This window comes from Pseudomonas sp. FW305-28 (genome assembly GCF_017351395.1).
Taxonomy (GTDB): domain Bacteria; phylum Pseudomonadota; class Gammaproteobacteria; order Pseudomonadales; family Pseudomonadaceae; genus Aquipseudomonas; species Aquipseudomonas fluorescens_AA.
Window position 1 is genome coordinate 1 of the sequence record NZ_JACNDD010000154.1, and the last position, 14936, is coordinate 14936.

Annotated in this window: 15 protein-coding genes; 7 read left to right on the forward strand and 8 right to left on the reverse strand. The window is 62.1% G+C overall.

Going from position 1 to position 14936, the window contains the following annotated elements; genetic code table 11:
- Positions 1 to 40 precede the first annotated feature (40 nt).
- The 5 genes from relA to J4E53_RS25745 all read right to left on the reverse strand — a co-directional run bounded on the left by relA (position 41) and on the right by J4E53_RS25745 (position 5835).
- A complete protein-coding gene (relA, locus tag J4E53_RS25725; RefSeq protein WP_014339754.1) occupies positions 41 to 2287 on the reverse strand; it encodes a GTP diphosphokinase in 2247 nt (748 codons plus the stop codon).
- 101 nt (positions 2288 to 2388) lie between these two features.
- Positions 2389 to 3759 carry a 23S rRNA (uracil(1939)-C(5))-methyltransferase RlmD gene (rlmD, locus tag J4E53_RS25730; protein ID WP_060741062.1) on the reverse strand — a complete coding sequence of 457 codons (1371 nt, stop codon included), beginning with the start codon at positions 3757 to 3759 and terminating at the stop codon, positions 2389 to 2391.
- Positions 3759 to 4661 carry a cysteine synthase CysM gene (cysM, locus tag J4E53_RS25735; protein ID WP_060741061.1) on the reverse strand — a complete coding sequence of 301 codons (903 nt, stop codon included), beginning with the start codon at positions 4659 to 4661 and terminating at the stop codon, positions 3759 to 3761. The genes rlmD and cysM overlap by 1 nt, the downstream gene beginning before the upstream one ends.
- Before the next feature lie 156 nt (positions 4662 to 4817).
- On the reverse strand, positions 4818 to 5213 hold the full coding sequence (locus J4E53_RS25740) for a hypothetical protein (RefSeq protein WP_103310759.1): 396 nt from the start codon (positions 5211 to 5213) through the stop codon (positions 4818 to 4820).
- 223 nt (positions 5214 to 5436) lie between these two features.
- On the reverse strand, positions 5437 to 5835 hold the full coding sequence (locus tag J4E53_RS25745) for a hypothetical protein (RefSeq protein WP_103310757.1): 399 nt from the start codon (positions 5833 to 5835) through the stop codon (positions 5437 to 5439).
- A gap of 327 nt (positions 5836 to 6162) precedes the next feature.
- Here J4E53_RS25745 and J4E53_RS25750 point away from each other — a divergent pair, with 327 nt between their 5' ends.
- From J4E53_RS25750 to J4E53_RS25765, 4 genes are all read left to right on the forward strand, one after another.
- Complete coding sequence (locus tag J4E53_RS25750; RefSeq protein ID WP_103310755.1) at positions 6163 to 8913, forward strand: response regulator; 2751 nt, start codon at positions 6163 to 6165, stop codon at positions 8911 to 8913.
- A gap of 79 nt (positions 8914 to 8992) precedes the next feature.
- Positions 8993 to 9982, forward strand: coding sequence for a 2-hydroxyacid dehydrogenase (locus J4E53_RS25755; RefSeq protein WP_060741059.1), 990 nt, complete (start codon positions 8993 to 8995; stop codon positions 9980 to 9982).
- A 196-nt stretch (positions 9983 to 10178) separates the two neighbouring features.
- The gene (locus tag J4E53_RS25760; protein WP_103310753.1) at positions 10179 to 10613 is read left to right on the forward strand and encodes a hypothetical protein; all 435 of its coding nucleotides are present in this window, start codon (positions 10179 to 10181) and stop codon (positions 10611 to 10613) included.
- On the forward strand, positions 10613 to 11017 hold the full coding sequence (locus tag J4E53_RS25765; protein ID WP_060741057.1) for an META domain-containing protein: 405 nt from the start codon (positions 10613 to 10615) through the stop codon (positions 11015 to 11017). The genes J4E53_RS25760 and J4E53_RS25765 overlap by 1 nt, the downstream gene beginning before the upstream one ends.
- A 194-nt stretch (positions 11018 to 11211) precedes the next feature.
- Here the strand turns inward: J4E53_RS25765 and J4E53_RS25770 are convergent, their stop codons facing one another.
- Positions 11212 to 11679, reverse strand: coding sequence for a TlpA disulfide reductase family protein (locus J4E53_RS25770; protein ID WP_060741056.1), 468 nt, complete (start codon positions 11677 to 11679; stop codon positions 11212 to 11214).
- A 114-nt stretch (positions 11680 to 11793) separates the two neighbouring features.
- Between J4E53_RS25770 and arsC the strand changes: the two genes are divergently transcribed.
- The 3 genes from arsC to J4E53_RS25785 are packed head-to-tail and all read left to right on the forward strand — an operon-like array spanning position 11794 to position 13167.
- On the forward strand, positions 11794 to 12147 hold the full coding sequence (gene arsC / locus J4E53_RS25775) for an arsenate reductase (glutaredoxin) (RefSeq protein ID WP_072411837.1): 354 nt from the start codon (positions 11794 to 11796) through the stop codon (positions 12145 to 12147).
- Entirely contained in the window at positions 12144 to 12749 is a 606-nt protein-coding gene (wrbA, locus tag J4E53_RS25780; protein WP_103310752.1) for an NAD(P)H:quinone oxidoreductase, read from the forward strand. The genes arsC and wrbA overlap by 4 nt, the downstream gene beginning before the upstream one ends.
- On the forward strand, positions 12742 to 13167 hold the full coding sequence (locus tag J4E53_RS25785; RefSeq protein WP_103310750.1) for a DUF2069 domain-containing protein: 426 nt from the start codon (positions 12742 to 12744) through the stop codon (positions 13165 to 13167). Before wrbA ends, J4E53_RS25785 begins: the two co-directional genes overlap by 8 nt.
- 89 nt (positions 13168 to 13256) lie before the next feature.
- Here the strand turns inward: J4E53_RS25785 and J4E53_RS25790 are convergent, their stop codons facing one another.
- The gene (locus J4E53_RS25790) at positions 13257 to 13931 is read right to left on the reverse strand and encodes a DNA-3-methyladenine glycosylase I (protein ID WP_103310748.1); all 675 of its coding nucleotides are present in this window, start codon (positions 13929 to 13931) and stop codon (positions 13257 to 13259) included.
- 81 nt (positions 13932 to 14012) lie between these two features.
- Positions 14013 to 14837 (reverse strand): tRNA 2-thiocytidine(32) synthetase TtcA, encoded by an 825-nt coding sequence (gene ttcA / locus J4E53_RS25795; RefSeq protein ID WP_003204698.1) that lies wholly within the window; start codon positions 14835 to 14837, stop codon positions 14013 to 14015.
- Between the last annotated feature and the right edge of the window lie 99 nt (positions 14838 to 14936).

A 14936-nucleotide genomic window follows, 5' to 3' on the forward strand; every position in this document is an offset into this window, starting at 1 on the left:
TTTGCTCCCACAAGCTCGCTCCCACATTTTTGGACTGCGCTTAACCTGGCGTCCTGTTACGCCGGGTCTCGATGATGTTCGGCAACTGGGAGATCCGCCCCAGCAACCGCCCCAGTGCATCCAGCCCCGGAATCTCGATGGTCAGGGACATCAGCGCGGTGTTGTCTTCTTTGTTCGAACGGGTATTGACCGCCAGCACGTTGATGCGCTCGTTCAGCAACACCTGGGACACGTCACGCAGCAGACCGGATCGGTCGTAGGCGCGGATGACGATGTCCACCGGGTAGGTGAGCACCGGCACCGGGCCCCAACTGACCTGGATGATCCGCTCCGGCTCGCGACCGGCCAGTTGCAGCACCGAGGCACAGTCCTGGCGGTGAATGCTCACACCACGGCCCTGGGTGATGTAGCCGACGATCGCATCCCCCGGCAATGGCTGGCAACAGCCGGCCATCTGGGTCATCAGGTTGCCCACGCCCTGGATCTGGATATCGCCGCGCTTGCCCGGCTTGTAGCCGGTGGCCTTGCGCGGGATCAGCTCCAGTTGCTCGTTGCCACGCTCCGGCTCCACCAACTGCTGGGCCAGGTTGACCAACTGCGCCAGGCGCAGATCGCCGGCACCGAGGGCGGCGAACATGTCCTCGGCGGTTTTCATGTTGGCTTTTTCAGCCAGTTTGTCGAAGTCCACCTGCGGCAGCCCCAGGCGCCCGAGCTCACGCTCGAGCAGGGTCTTGCCGGCGGCGACGTTCTGGTCGCGGGCCTGCAACTTGAACCAGTGGACGATTTTCGCCCGCGCCCGGGATGTGGTGATGTAGCCCAGGTTCGGGTTCAGCCAGTCGCGGCTCGGCGTACCGTGCTTGCTGGTGATGATCTCGACCTGCTCACCGGTCTGCAGGCTGTAGTTGAGCGGCACGATCCGCCCGTTGATCTTGGCGCCACGGCAGTTGTGGCCGATCTCGGTGTGGACCCGGTAGGCGAAGTCCAGCGGTGTCGCGCCCTTGGGCAGATCGATCGCGTGGCCGTCGGGGGTGAAGATATAGACCCGGTCCGGTTCGATGTCGACGCGCAGCTGTTCGGCCAGGCCGCCGATGTCACCCAGCTCCTCATGCCACTCGAGCACCTGACGCAGCCAGGAGATTTTTTCTTCGTAGTGGTTGGACCCGGACTTGACGTCGGTGCCCTTGTATTTCCAGTGGGCACAGACCCCCAGCTCGGCCTCCTCGTGCATGGCGTGGGTGCGGATCTGCACTTCCAGCACCTTGCCTTCGGGGCCGATCACCGCGGTGTGCAACGAGCGATAGCCGTTTTCCTTGGGGTTGGCGATGTAGTCGTCGAACTCTTTCGGAATGTGCCGCCACAAGGTGTGGACGATCCCCAGCGCGGTGTAGCAGTCGCGCATTTCCGGAACCAGCACACGAACGGCGCGAACGTCATAGATCTGGCTGAATTCCAGGCCCTTGCGCTGCATTTTTCGCCAGATCGAGTAGATGTGCTTGGCCCGGCCACTGATGTCGGCTTCCACGCCGGTGGCCTGCAACTCTTCGCGCAACTGGGTCATCACATCGGTGATGAAGCGCTCGCGATCCAGGCGCCGCTCATGCAACAGCTTGGCGATCTGCTTGTATTGGTCGGGCTCCAGGTAGCGGAAGGACAGGTCCTCCAGCTCCCACTTGATGTGACCGATACCGAGACGGTGGGCCAGGGGTGCATAAATGTCGAACACCTCCCGGGCGACGCGATTGCGCTTTTCGTCATCGGCGGACTTCACGGCACGGATCGCGCAGGTGCGCTCGGCCAGCTTGATCAGCGCGACGCGCACGTCGTCGACCATCGCCACCAGCATCTTGCGCAGGTTCTCCACCTGGCCCTGGGTGCCCAGCACCATGGATTGGCGCGGGCTGAGGCTGGCGCTGATAGCGGCCATGCGCAGCACACCGTCGATCAGCTTGGCCACCACGGTGCCGAAGCGCTGGCTGACCACCGGTAGCTGGATCTGCCCTTCGCGCACGCCGCGGTACAGCACCGCCGCCACCAGGGAGTCCTGGTCGAGCTTGAGGTCAGCGAGAATTTCGGCGATCTCCAGGCCCGTCTGGAAACTCGAGGTGCCTTCGGACCACAGGTTCTTCGCCGCGTTGTGTTGCTGCTCCGCCTCGCGAGCGAACTCGCAGGCAGCCTTCAAGGCTTCGCGATCCAGTGCCATGTCGACGCTGACCGCATGATCGAGCCAAGCCTCGAGATTGATACTGCCGTCGGTGTTGATCGGCTGGTGTGCTCTCACCTGTACCATCTTTACTTACCTTCCCTACGACGCAGATTCAATGCGTCAACTTCGCTGACCTTCGCTGCCCGTGTTTCCGCCCAGGGCTGTGGCGGGTTGGCACGAACGGGTCAGTCGGACAAGCCATCCTGGCTCGCTTCAAATAACGCCATGGCCTCGACATGCGCCGTTTGAGGAAACATATCGAGAATCCCGGCACGTTTTAACCGGTAGCCCTGCTTGATCAGTTCGACCGTATCCCGGGCCAAAGTTGCCGGGTTGCACGAAACATAAACCAACCGTTTGGCCCCCAGGGACGACAGCTTGCGCACCACCTCGAAAGCACCGTCACGGGGTGGGTCCAAGAGTACCGCAGAAAAGCCTTCGCCGATCCATTCGGCACCCGCCAGAGGCTGGGATAAATCGGCCTGAAAAAAGGCAGTGTTATTCAAATTGTTGCTGACGGCATTGGCCGCCGCACGGTCCACCATGGTTTGCACGCCTTCCACGGCCACCACCTGGCGTACGCTTTTGGCCAGCGGCAAGGCAAAATTGCCCAGGCCGCAGAACAGGTCCAGCACTCGTTCCTCGGAACGCGGCGCCAGCCATTGCAGGGCCTGGGCGATCATCGCCTCGTTGACCCCGGCGTTCACCTGGATGAAATCCCCGGGCCGGTACGCCAGCTCAAGGTCCCAGGCATCCAGGCGAAAGCCCAGGGCCTGCCCGGGCTCGACCGGTTGTGGTTCACCTTCACCGTGCAACCATAACTGGGCTGCATGAAACGCGCAGAAATCCTTGAGGATGGTCAGGTCGGCCTCCGACAGCGGCGCCATGTGGCGCAGCAATACCGCGAGGGACGAACCGGCGAACAACTCCACATGCCCCAGCGCCTGGGGTTTGCTCAGGCGTCGAAGCATCTCCGGCAGGCGACTCATGATCGGCTGCAAGGGCTGTACCAGCACCGGGCAATCACCAATGGCGACGATGTCCTGGCTGCCGACGGCGCGAAAACCCACTTCGAGTTTTTTCGCCTTCTGATCCCAGCGCACCGCCACCCGGGCGCGACGTCGATAACCGAACTCCGGCCCGCTCAATGGCGCGGCCCATTCCTCCGGCTCGACCCCGGCCACCCGCGACAGCTGCTCGGCGAGCATGCGCTGTTTCAGGGCGAGCTGTTCGTCATGGGGCAAATGTTGGACGCTGCAACCGCCGCAACGACCGGCATGGATGCACGGCGTTGCGCGACGCAGCTCACTGGACAGGAACACCCGCTCGGTACGTGCTTCGACCACTTTGCCGTGGGCACCGAGCACCCGCGCCTCGACCTCTTCGCCGGCCAGGGCGCCGATGACGAACCAGGTCCGCCCGTCGACAAAGGCAATGCCCCGGCCATCGTTGGCCAGGCGCTCGATGGTCAGGCGCTGCTTCTTACCGGTGGGCACTTGCGGGGCTCGGCTTCCGCCGCTGGGCTGGAAGCGCAAGCCTCTTTCTTGCTTGGCCATCAGTTGGGCGCGTCGAAAATGCCGGTCGACAGGTAACGGTCGCCACGGTCACAGATGATCGCCACGATCACCGCATTTTCCACTTCCTTGGACAGGCGCAGCATCCCCGCCACGGCACCGCCCGAAGACACGCCGCAGAAGATGCCCTCCTCACGCGCCAGGCGACGGGTCACGTCCTCGGCTTCGCTCTGGGCCATGTCGATGATGCGGTCCACGCGGTCGGCCTGGTAGATCTTCGGCAGATACTCTTCGGGCCAGCGGCGGATGCCGGGAATGGCCGAGCCTTCCATCGGTTGCAGGCCGATGATCTGCACGTTCGGGTTCTGTTCTTTCAGATAGCGCGAGGTGCCCATGATGGTACCGGTGGTGCCCATCGAGCTGACGAAATGGGTGATGGTGCCGTCGGTCTGGCGCCAGATCTCAGGGCCGGTGGTGGTGTAGTGGGCCTCGGGATTGTCGCCGTTGGCGAACTGATCCAACACCTTGCCACGCCCCTCGGCCTGCATGCGCTCGGCCAGGTCCCGGGCACCTTCCATGCCCTGCTCCTGGGTCACCAGGATCAACTCGGCGCCATAGGCGGTCATCGCCGCCTTGCGCTCGGCACTGGAGTTGTCGGGCATGATCAGGATCATCTTGTAGCCCTTGATCGCCGCCGCCATCGCCAAGGCAATACCCGTGTTGCCGGAAGTCGCCTCGATCAGCGTATCGCCAGGCTGGATCTGCCCGCGCAACTCGCCACGGGTGATCATCGACAGCGCCGGCCGATCCTTGACCGAACCCGCCGGGTTATTCCCTTCGAGCTTGAGCAAAAGCGTATTAGTGGTCTCGCCGGGCAAGCGCTGCAAGCGGACCAGCGGGGTGTTGCCGACGCAATCGGCGATGGTGGGGTACTGCAAAGTCATGGCGTATTCGCAATCCGGACTGCGGGGGCGCCTATCATACCGGCAAATGTCGGCGCTCCATATCACTCAAAATGAAGTACCTATAACCGAAAGATATAAATAGATTCCCACACGCCCCGCTCGGCTATTCGCCCTCCGTTCAACTGCACGGAGACATCAGTCGTTGACGACGTCAAAGGAGCCTTGTGCCCTGAGCCCTGACGAAAGAAGCGTAACATCGAAAGTACCCTTCGCTTTTTTCCCTAGTTCATAGACCTCAAAAACAATCGTTCCATCCCTTGTAATCTCGGTACCACCAAGCGCTGTAAGAATAAAACTCATTGCAACAGATGTACCCCAGTGGGGACTGACACTATAGGTACCCGGACCTGTTACACCAGAAGTTCCAATGACAACTATTTGAGGATCTCCTTCAAAATCGTACCCCTGGATCTTAGGCAAAGGCTGCAAAGAAAAAGAAACTGCCAAGGAGGTGAAGTCAGCGTTCAGTTCTTCAATACGAACCTTTACCGAACCTGTTGCATTGCGTGGCTTGACAGCTTTCGCGTTCATAGCGGCAACTCCAGATTGAAAGTTGGAACAGCGCCCAAACAATACGATGCCCCAAAGCGCTGCCGCACCTGTCAGGTATGACAGTCCTGACAAACGGTGGAGCCTACAAGAGTGTTGACATCAACAGCCGGAGGGAGCCAGCAGACGCCCAGCCTGGCGCCGCAGCGCATATCGAGCAAACCTTCAGGGGGGGGAACCGGCCCCCAATCCGCGACTCTCGAATCTATACCTTCCGGACGTCAAACACCCCATCCACTTTCCGGTGGTCCAGGGTTTTTATATCAAAATGACCTTTGTATTTACTCTTCAGCTCGATTACCTCAAGCGTTAAATCTCCAGTCTCTGCATCCCAGATTAAACCGTCAAACGCAAGGTATATCCAAATACGGTGCTCTTTGAGGTTATAGGCACCCGGTTCGGTCAGCGTGCTGAACTGCACGATAGCCAAATCATCTCCATCGCCTATAAACCCCACAAGGGAGTTATCAGGAGCATCCAAAATATAAACATCCTCCGTTTGGATAGTGCGTCCATTCAGGGTAATAGTCATTGAGCCTTTCGCGTTAAGCTTGGCAGCAGACTTTACACGCTTTAACTTTTCCTCTGTGCTGACGGTATTCATGTTTTTCTCCTGATGAATGTATATAACTCACGACACCGAGCTTAAACAGAAGAAAGAAAAGAACACCTGTCAAGGTTGACAGGCCCGACCGATGGTCAAAGGGCAGGCCTGATCCCAAAAAAGGCTCGGAGGTTGCCTACTCGGTCATCGCAAGATCGACGCCAGACGCCACCGCCACTTATCGCCGTGGGCAATTGCCCAGCGCTACGAATGCATGGCAGACATGAATTTACGAAGATCGCCCGCCCGCAAATCGCTACACTGCCCAGGTGGTGCGTGCCGGATGCGCGCACAGCTCAATCAGACCGCTGGATGCAGGAGACAAGTGTGCTCAAGAAACTGGGAATCAAAGGCCGCGTGCTGTTGCTGACCCTGTTGCCGACCAGCCTGATGGCGCTGGTCCTGGGCGGCTATTTCACCTGGATGCAGCAATCGGACCTGCACGCCCAGTTGCTGCAACGTGGCGAGATGATCGCCGAGCAACTGGCCCCGCTGGTCGCCCCGGCCATGAGCCGCCAGGACACCGATCTGCTGGAGCGCATCGCCACCCAGTCCCTCGAGCAAGCGGACGTGCGCGCCGTGACTTTCCTCGCCCCCGACCGCGCGCCGTTGGCCCACGCCGGCCCGACCATGCTCAACCGGGCCCCGGAGGGCAACAGTGCACAGCTGCTGCAACGCACCGGCAACGACGCCACGCGCTACTTGCTGCCGGTATTCGGCAAGCACCGCAACCTGGCGGGCGAACTGATTCCCGAGGAAGCCGACCGTCTGCTGGGCTGGGTCGAGCTGGAGTTGTCCCACAGCGGCATGTTACTGCGCGGCTATCGCAGCCTGTTCGCCAGCCTGCTGCTGATCGCCGCGGGCCTGTGCCTGACCGCGCTGCTGGCCCTGCGCATGGGCCGCACGATCAACCGACCGTTGAGCCAGATCAAGCAAGCCGTGGCCCAGCTCAAGGACGGTCACCTGGAAACCCGCCTGCCACCGCTGGGCAGCCAGGAGCTGGATGAACTGGCCTCGGGCATCAATCGCATGGCCAGTACCTTGCAGAACGCCCAGGAAGAATTGCAGCACAGCATCGACCAGGCCACCGAAGACGTGCGCCAGAACCTGGAAACCATCGAGATCCAGAACATCGAGCTGGACCTGGCCCGCAAGGAAGCCCTGGAAGCGAGCCGGATCAAATCCGAGTTCCTGGCGAACATGAGCCATGAAATCCGCACACCGCTCAACGGCATCCTCGGTTTTACCCACCTGTTGCAAAAAAGCGAACTGACCCCGCGCCAGCTCGATTACCTGGGCACCATCGAGAAATCCGCCGACAGCCTGCTGGGGATCATCAACGAGATCCTCGACTTTTCGAAGATCGAGGCCGGCAAGCTGGTGCTCGACAGCATTCCGTTCAACCTGCGGGACCTGCTGCAGGACACCCTGACCATCCTCGCCCCGGCCGCCCACGCCAAGCAGTTGGAACTGGTGAGCCTGGTCTACCGGGACACACCGCTGTCGCTGGTGGGCGATCCGCTGCGCCTCAAGCAGATCCTCACCAACCTGGTGAGCAACGCCATCAAGTTCACCCGCGAGGGCACCATCGTCGCTCGGGCCATGCTCGAAGACGAGCACGAAGACAGCGTGCAGTTGCGCATCAGCATCCAGGACACCGGTATCGGCCTGTCCAACCAGGACGTGCGGGCGCTGTTCCAGGCATTCAGCCAGGCCGACAACTCGCTGTCCCGGCAACCGGGGGGCACCGGCCTGGGCCTGGTGATCTCCAAGCGTCTGGTGGAGCAGATGGGCGGCGAGATCGGCGTCGACAGCACACCGGGCGAAGGCTCGGAGTTCTGGATCAGCCTGCGCCTGCCCAAGACCCGTGACGATGCCGAAGACCTGCCGGGCCCGCCTTTGCTGGGCCGGCGCGTAGCGGTGCTGGAGAACCATGAACTGGCCCGCCAGGCCTTGCAGCACCAACTCGAAGACTGCGGCCTGCAAGTGACGCCGTTCAACACCCTGGAGAGCCTGACCAACGGCATCACCGTCGCCCACCAGACCGACCAGGCGATCGATCTGGCCGTGCTAGGCATCACCAGCAACGACATGCCGCCGGAGCGCCTCAACCAGCACATCTGGGACCTTGAGCACTTGGGCTGCAAAGTGCTCGTGCTGTGCCCCACCACCGAACAGACCCTGTACCACCTCTCGGTGCCCAACCCCCACAGTCAGTTGCAGGCCAAGCCGGCCTGCACCCGCAAGTTGCGCCGCGCGCTGTCCGACCTGGTCAACCCGCGCCCGCCCCGCAGCGAACCCAGTGAGCCGGTTTCCAGCCGTGCCCCGAAAGTGCTGTGCGTGGACGACAACCCGGCCAACCTGCTGCTGGTGCAGACCCTGCTCGAAGACATGGGCGCCAAGGTGCTGGCGGTGGAAAGCGGCTACGCAGCGGTCAAGGCGGTGCAGAAGGAAACCTTCGACCTGGTGCTGATGGACGTGCAGATGCCCGGCATGGACGGTCGCCAGAGCACCGAGGCGATCCGCCAGTGGGAAAGCGAGCGGCATTGCACGCCGCTGCCCATCGTCGCCCTCACCGCCCACGCCATGGCCAACGAAAAACGCGCCCTGCTGCAAAGCGGCATGGACGACTACCTGACCAAGCCCATCAGCGAACGGCAACTGGCCCAGGTGGTGCTCAAATGGACCGGCCTGGCCCTGCGCAACCAGTCGCCGGAGCGCAACAGCGATGCCCAGGGTGGCAGCGAACTGCTGGTGCTCGATCATGAAGAAGGCTTGCGCCTGGCCGCCGGCAAGGCCGATCTGGCAGCGGACATGCTGGCAATGCTGCTGGCGTCCCTGGAAGCCGACCGCGAAGCGATCCGCCAGGCCTGCGAGGCCAACGATCACAACGCCCTGATCGAACGGGTCCACCGCCTGCACGGCGCCACCCGTTACTGCGGCGTACCGCAATTGCGGGCGGCCTGCCAGCGCAGCGAAACCCTGCTCAAGCAACAGGACCCGAAAGCCGCTGCGGCCCTGGAAGACCTGGAGCGCGCAATCAACCGCCTCGCCAACGAGGCGCGTATCAGCGCCTGATCCAGGGCAATACCCTGGCAATCGGAATCGCTGAAAATCCACGCTCCGACCCCGAACTGTTTTTTGCCAGGAGGCCACCATGCGCGCGATTCTTTTCAGCAGCCAGACCTACGACCGTGACAGTTTCATCAAAGCCCCGGCGCCCGCCGGCCTCGAGTTGCAGTTCCAGCCCGCCCGCCTGAACCTGGACACCGTGGCCCTGGCCGAACGGCATGAAGTGGTCTGCGCGTTCATCAACGATGACCTGAGCGCCCCGGTGCTGGAACGGTTGGCCTCAGGCGGCACGCGGCTGATCGCCCTGCGCTCGGCCGGCTACAACCACGTCGACCTGCCTGCCGCCAAGCGCCTGGGCTTGAGCATCGTCCGGGTCCCGGCCTACTCGCCCCACGCCGTGGCCGAACATGCCGTGGCGTTGATCATGGCTCTTAATCGCTGCCTGCACCGCGCCTACAACCGCACCCGGGACGGCAATTTCAGCCTCCATGGGTTGACCGGGTTCGACCTGGTGGGCAAGACCGTCGGGGTGATCGGCACCGGGCAGATCGGCGCGACATTCGCGCGGATCATGGCCGGCTTCGGCTGCCAATTGCTCGCTTACGACCCGTACCCCAACCCGCAGATCGAAGCCCTCGGTGCCCGCTACCTGCCTCTGGATGAACTGCTGGCACAAGCGCAGATCATCAGCCTGCACTGCCCGCTGAACGAACAGAGCCGCCACCTGATCAACGCCCAATCCCTGGCGTCGATGCAACGCGGCGCCATGTTGATCAACACCGGACGCGGTGGCCTGGTGGATACACCAGCCCTGATCGAGGCGCTGAAGAGCGGTCAACTGGGCTATTTGGGGTTGGATGTCTATGAAGAAGAGGCCGAACTGTTCTTCAAGGACCGCTCCGACCAGCCCTTGCAAGACGATGTGCTGGCACGCCTGCTGACCTTCCCCAATGTGGTGATCACCGCCCACCAGGCCTTCCTCACCCATGAAGCCTTGGCGGCGATTGCCATGACCACCCTGGATAACATCGCAGCCTGGGCGGCCGGCACACCACAGAACCTGGTGGACCGCTAAACCTGAACCAACACCCCCCCTGTGGGAGCGAGCTTGCTCGCGATAGCGGTCTGTCAATCAACATCAATATTGACTGATTTGCCGCCATCGCGAGCAAGCTCGCTCCCACAGGGGGTGGAGTTTCGTCGGCAAGATTCGTGGTTGACCATCCCAAGCCATGCCCCGTGCTAGCATGTCGCGCCTATTTGGAGGACCCATGGCCGAACACGATTTCCGCTACACCCTGATGAACCCGCAGCACACCTTGACCGAAGTCCGCGCCCTGGCGCCGGGCCGCTACCAGGTCACCGGCAATGGCGGCTCGATCCAGGCCAACGATGTATTGCTCGTCACGCTCAAGGGCAGCAAGGATTTGTCCATGCGCCTGACCGTGGACACCGTGCGGCACCTGCTCAAACCCATGGGCCAATGGACCGCCATGACCACCGGCCCGGTGTTCGGCGAACTGGCGATCCATACCTGGCAGGTCAACTGTGACGCTTGCGCCAAGGCACTGAGCTTCGAATTCGCCGTCGATGCCAAACTCGGCGTCAAGGCCGAGAAACCGGCCGCCACCGCACGGATCGCCGAACTGGGCTGGACCACCGTGGGTGAAAAACACCTGTGCCCGACATGCCAGGAAGCCGCCTGATGAAACGTTTGGCCCTGTCCGCGTCGATCGGCATGAGCCTGATGGGGTGTGCCGCTGAACCTGTGCAGTTGCAACACAACCGCAGCTATATCCTGGAATGGATCGGCGAACGGCCATTGATGGACTACAGCCACCTGACCATCACCCTTGGGGATGACGGCCGGGCCTACGGCAACGGCGGCTGCAACCACTGGTTCGCGCCCTACACCCTGGAAGGCCATCGCTTGAGCTTCGGCAAGATCGGCAGCACCCGCAAGCTCTGCGCCCCGGCGCTGATGGAGCAGGAGACGCGCTTCTTGCAGGCCCTGGAAAAGGTCGAACGCTGGGACATCTCGCCCATCGAGCAGATGCGCTTCTGGCCCGCCCAGGGCAAGCCGCTGCGATGGTGGCTGGAAGAAGGCTGAGGCCTCCAGACACACCCGGTTGGACCAGGGACATGGTTAACCCTGTGGCGAGGGAGCTTGCTCCCGCTGGGCTGCGAAGCGGCCCCCGGATGCACCTGTCACTTTGATGTTTCAGGCAGAATGCAGGGGCCTGCTGCGCAGTCCAGCGGGAGCAAGCTCCCTCGCCACACACGAAGCCCTCAACCACAAGTGGGTTATTTGAACGCCTGCAACGCCTCAAGCTTGGCCATTACCCCCGCCGCCGTCTGCTCCCCCAGCAACTGCTCGCGCACCTTGCCCCGGTTATCGATGATGTAAGTCACCGGCAAGCCTTCACTGCGAGGCAGGTCGAAGATCTCGGCCGGATCCCGGGCCAGCACCGTGAAGCGAATCCCCATCTTGTCGCTGGCACTCTTGAGCTCTTCGCCCTGCACCTGGTCGAAGTTGACCCCGAACACACCGACGTTGCGCCCCTTGAGCTGTTCGGCCAAGGCGTTGAATTCCGGAATTTCGGTGCGGCATGGCGCGCACCATTCCGCCCAGTAGTTGAGCACCAGCCATTGTTTGTCCAGCCGCTGCGAGTCGATGGCCTGGCCGTTCTGGTCCACTCCGTAGTCGTTTCCGCAACCGGCGAGCAACAGGATGCCCATGAATGTCAGTGCCGCCATCAATCGCCTTGTCATGTACCAATCCTTGTCTGAATGTGAACGCTGCTGCGACCCGTCGCCTCTCTAAGGTGCTAGGGACTTCGCGGCACAGTAGAATAGCCGCCACCTTACGCAAGATGCGACCCGCTCATGACCGATCTGACGCTTTATCACAACCCGCGCTGCTCGAAATCCCGCGGTGCGCTGGAACTGTTGGAGGCCCGCGGCCTGACGCCCACCGTGGTCCGCTACCTGGAAACCCCGCTCGACGCCGCGCAACTGGAACGCCTGCTGGGCAAGCTCGGCATCACCGCCCGGCAATTGCTGCGCACCGGCGAGGATGAATACAAAGACCTGAACCTGGCCGACGAAAGCCTGAGCCAGGCCCAGTTGATCGCAGCCATCGCCGCCCACCCGAAACTCATGGAACGGCCGATTCTGGAAGCCGGTGAAAAGGCCGTGATCGGCCGGCCGCCGGAGAAGATTCTGGAGATCCTGCCGTGACCACGCCGTACATCCTGGTGCTGTATTACAGCCGCAGCGGCTCCACCAACGAGATGGCCCGGCAAATCGCCCGGGGTGTCGAACAGGCCGGGCTGGAAGCCAGGTTGCGTACGGTGCCGGCGATTTCCGCCGAGTGCGAAGCGGTTTCCCCGGACATCCCCGAGCAAGGCCCGCTCTACGCCAGCCTCGATGACCTGAAACACTGCGCCGGCCTGGCCTTGGGCAGCCCGACGCGGTTCGGCAACATGGCTGCGCCACTCAAGTACTTTCTCGACGGCACCAGCAACCTGTGGCTGACCGGCGCACTGGTGGGCAAACCGGCCGGGGTGTTCACCTCCACCGCGAGCCTGCACGGCGGCCAGGAAACCACCCTGCTGTCGATGATGCTGCCGCTGTTGCACCACGGCATGCTGATCACCGGCCTGCCCTACAGCGAATCGGCCCTGATCGACACCCAGGGCGGGGGTACGCCCTACGGTCCGAGCCACCATGCCGGGGCCGACGGTAAAAGCGGCTTGAACGAACATGAAGTCGCCCTGTGCCGCGCCTTGGGTTTGCGCCTGGCGAAAACCGCCCTGCTGCTGGAGAACGGCCGTGGCTAAGAAGCCGAAGATCCTGCCTTCGATCCAATGGCTGGAACCGCGCGTACGCCTGGCTCGCGTCCTCAGCCTGCTGTGCTTTTTCGGCCTGGTGGGGTTGCTCAGCGCCTACTATCTGCTGATCGCCGACCTGCACGGCGCGCGGCCCTGGGTGATTCTGCTGATCGAACTGGTGCCGCTGCTGATACTCGCGCCCGGCATACTCAGCGGCAGCGCCCGTGGACACTCATGGATGTGCTTCGTGGTGAACCTGTATTTCATCAAAGGCGCACTGGCGGCCTATGACCCGAACCGGCAATGGTTCGGCGTGCTGGAAATGGCGGCGAGCGTGGCGGTGTTCTGCTCGGCCCTGCTGTATGTGCGCTGGCGGTTCCAGTTGAACCGGCGGTTGGCGGGTGAGGGAGATCTCTCCGTCGCCTGATAAACCGCTATCGCGAGCAAGCTCGCTCCCACAAGGGCTCGATGGCATCCTGTGGGAGCGAGCTTGCTCGCGATGGCCCCAATGCGGTCTCAATGATTAACGGTATACGCCAGCATCATCGATATCTGACTCATGGGCCTTCCCCCGCTCTCTTCATGCCACTGGTTGAATGCCCCCTGCACCGTCGCCAGGTCCCGCAGGCTGGTGGGCACTTTGTCGATGATGTCCTGGGCGTTGAGCGCGGCCACTACGTCATAACTGGGCACGAAGGTATCCTTGCCCATCATCCGCAAGAAGCGCGGTGCCGACAGGCCGCCCAGTTGATGGCCGTGCTTTTTCAGGTAGGTCCACAGGCCGACGATGTCAGTCACCGGCCAGTCGGCCACCAGTGCGCCAAAGCTGCCCTTTTCGTGGGCCACGTCCAATATCAGTTGCGCGTTGCGCGGCACGCTCTTGAGCTTGCCCAGGTGGCGGATGATTCGTGCATCCTGCATCAGTCGCTCCAGGTGCTCGGCGCTCATCAGCACGACTTTCTCCGGATCGAACTTGAAGAACACCTCTTCGAACGCCGGCCACTTGGCATCCACCAGGCTGTGCTTGAGCCCGGCGCGGAACACCCGCAGCGCCATGGTCGAGAGGTAGCGGTCGTCGCCGATCTTGCGCAGTTGCGCCGGGGTCTTGGGAACCGGCAGGTGGGCCTCCAGTTCAGCCGCCGAACCGAAACGGTTCAGACAATACTCGTGCAGCCACTTGTAATCGCGCATGCCCTCTCCTGGGGTCGGAAATGAAAACGGCGCCAGTGGCCCTTATAGCCACTGGCGCCGTGAATAGAGCGGTTGGCGCCGTCAGAGGTTCACCACGTTGACGAACCGCGGCGTGGCGTTTTCGTCGATGCGCAGGTTGGTGAAATCGAACAGGTTGCGGTCCGCCAGTTGCGACGGAATGACGTTCTGCAGGCCACGGAAAATGCTCTCGGTACGGCCCGGGGTCTTGCGTTCCCACTCCTGGAGCATCTCCTTGACCACCTGGCGTTGCAGGTTTTCCTGGGAGCCGCACAGGTTGCAGGGGATGATCGGGAACTGCTTGAAATCCGAATAGGCCTGGATGTCCTTCTCGCTGCAATAGGCCAGCGGGCGGATTACCACGTTGCGCCCGTCATCGGCTCGCAGCTTGGGCGGCATGGCCTTGAGCGAACCGTTGTAGAACATGTTCAGGAAGAACGTCTCGACGATGTCGTCGCGATGGTGACCCAGGGCCATCTTGGTCGCACCGATCTCGTCGGCAAAGGTGTAGAGCGTTCCGCGCCGCAGGCGCGAGCACAGCGAACAGGTGGTCTTGCCTTCGGGAATCAATTCCTTGACCACCGAATAGGTGTCTTTTTCGACGATGTGATATTCCACACCCAGCGACTCGAGATAGGCCGGCAGCACATGCTCGGGGAACCCGGGCTGCTTCTGGTCCATGTTCACCGCGACAATGTCGAACTTGATCGGCGCAACCTTCTGCAAATGCATCAGCACATCGAGCAAGGTGTAGCTGTCCTTGCCGCCGGACAGGCAGACCATGACCTTGTCGCCGTCCTCGATCATGTTGAAATCGGCGACCGCCTCACCGGCCTGGCGGCGCAGGCGCTTTTGCAGTTTGTTCTGGTTGACCGTAAGAGTGCCCATGACGCGAAATCCGTGAGGTGTGACGAAAGGCCGGCATTTTACGCAAAAAAACCGGCTGTGGCACCGCACTTGTGGCGAGGGAGCTTGCTCCCGCTGGGT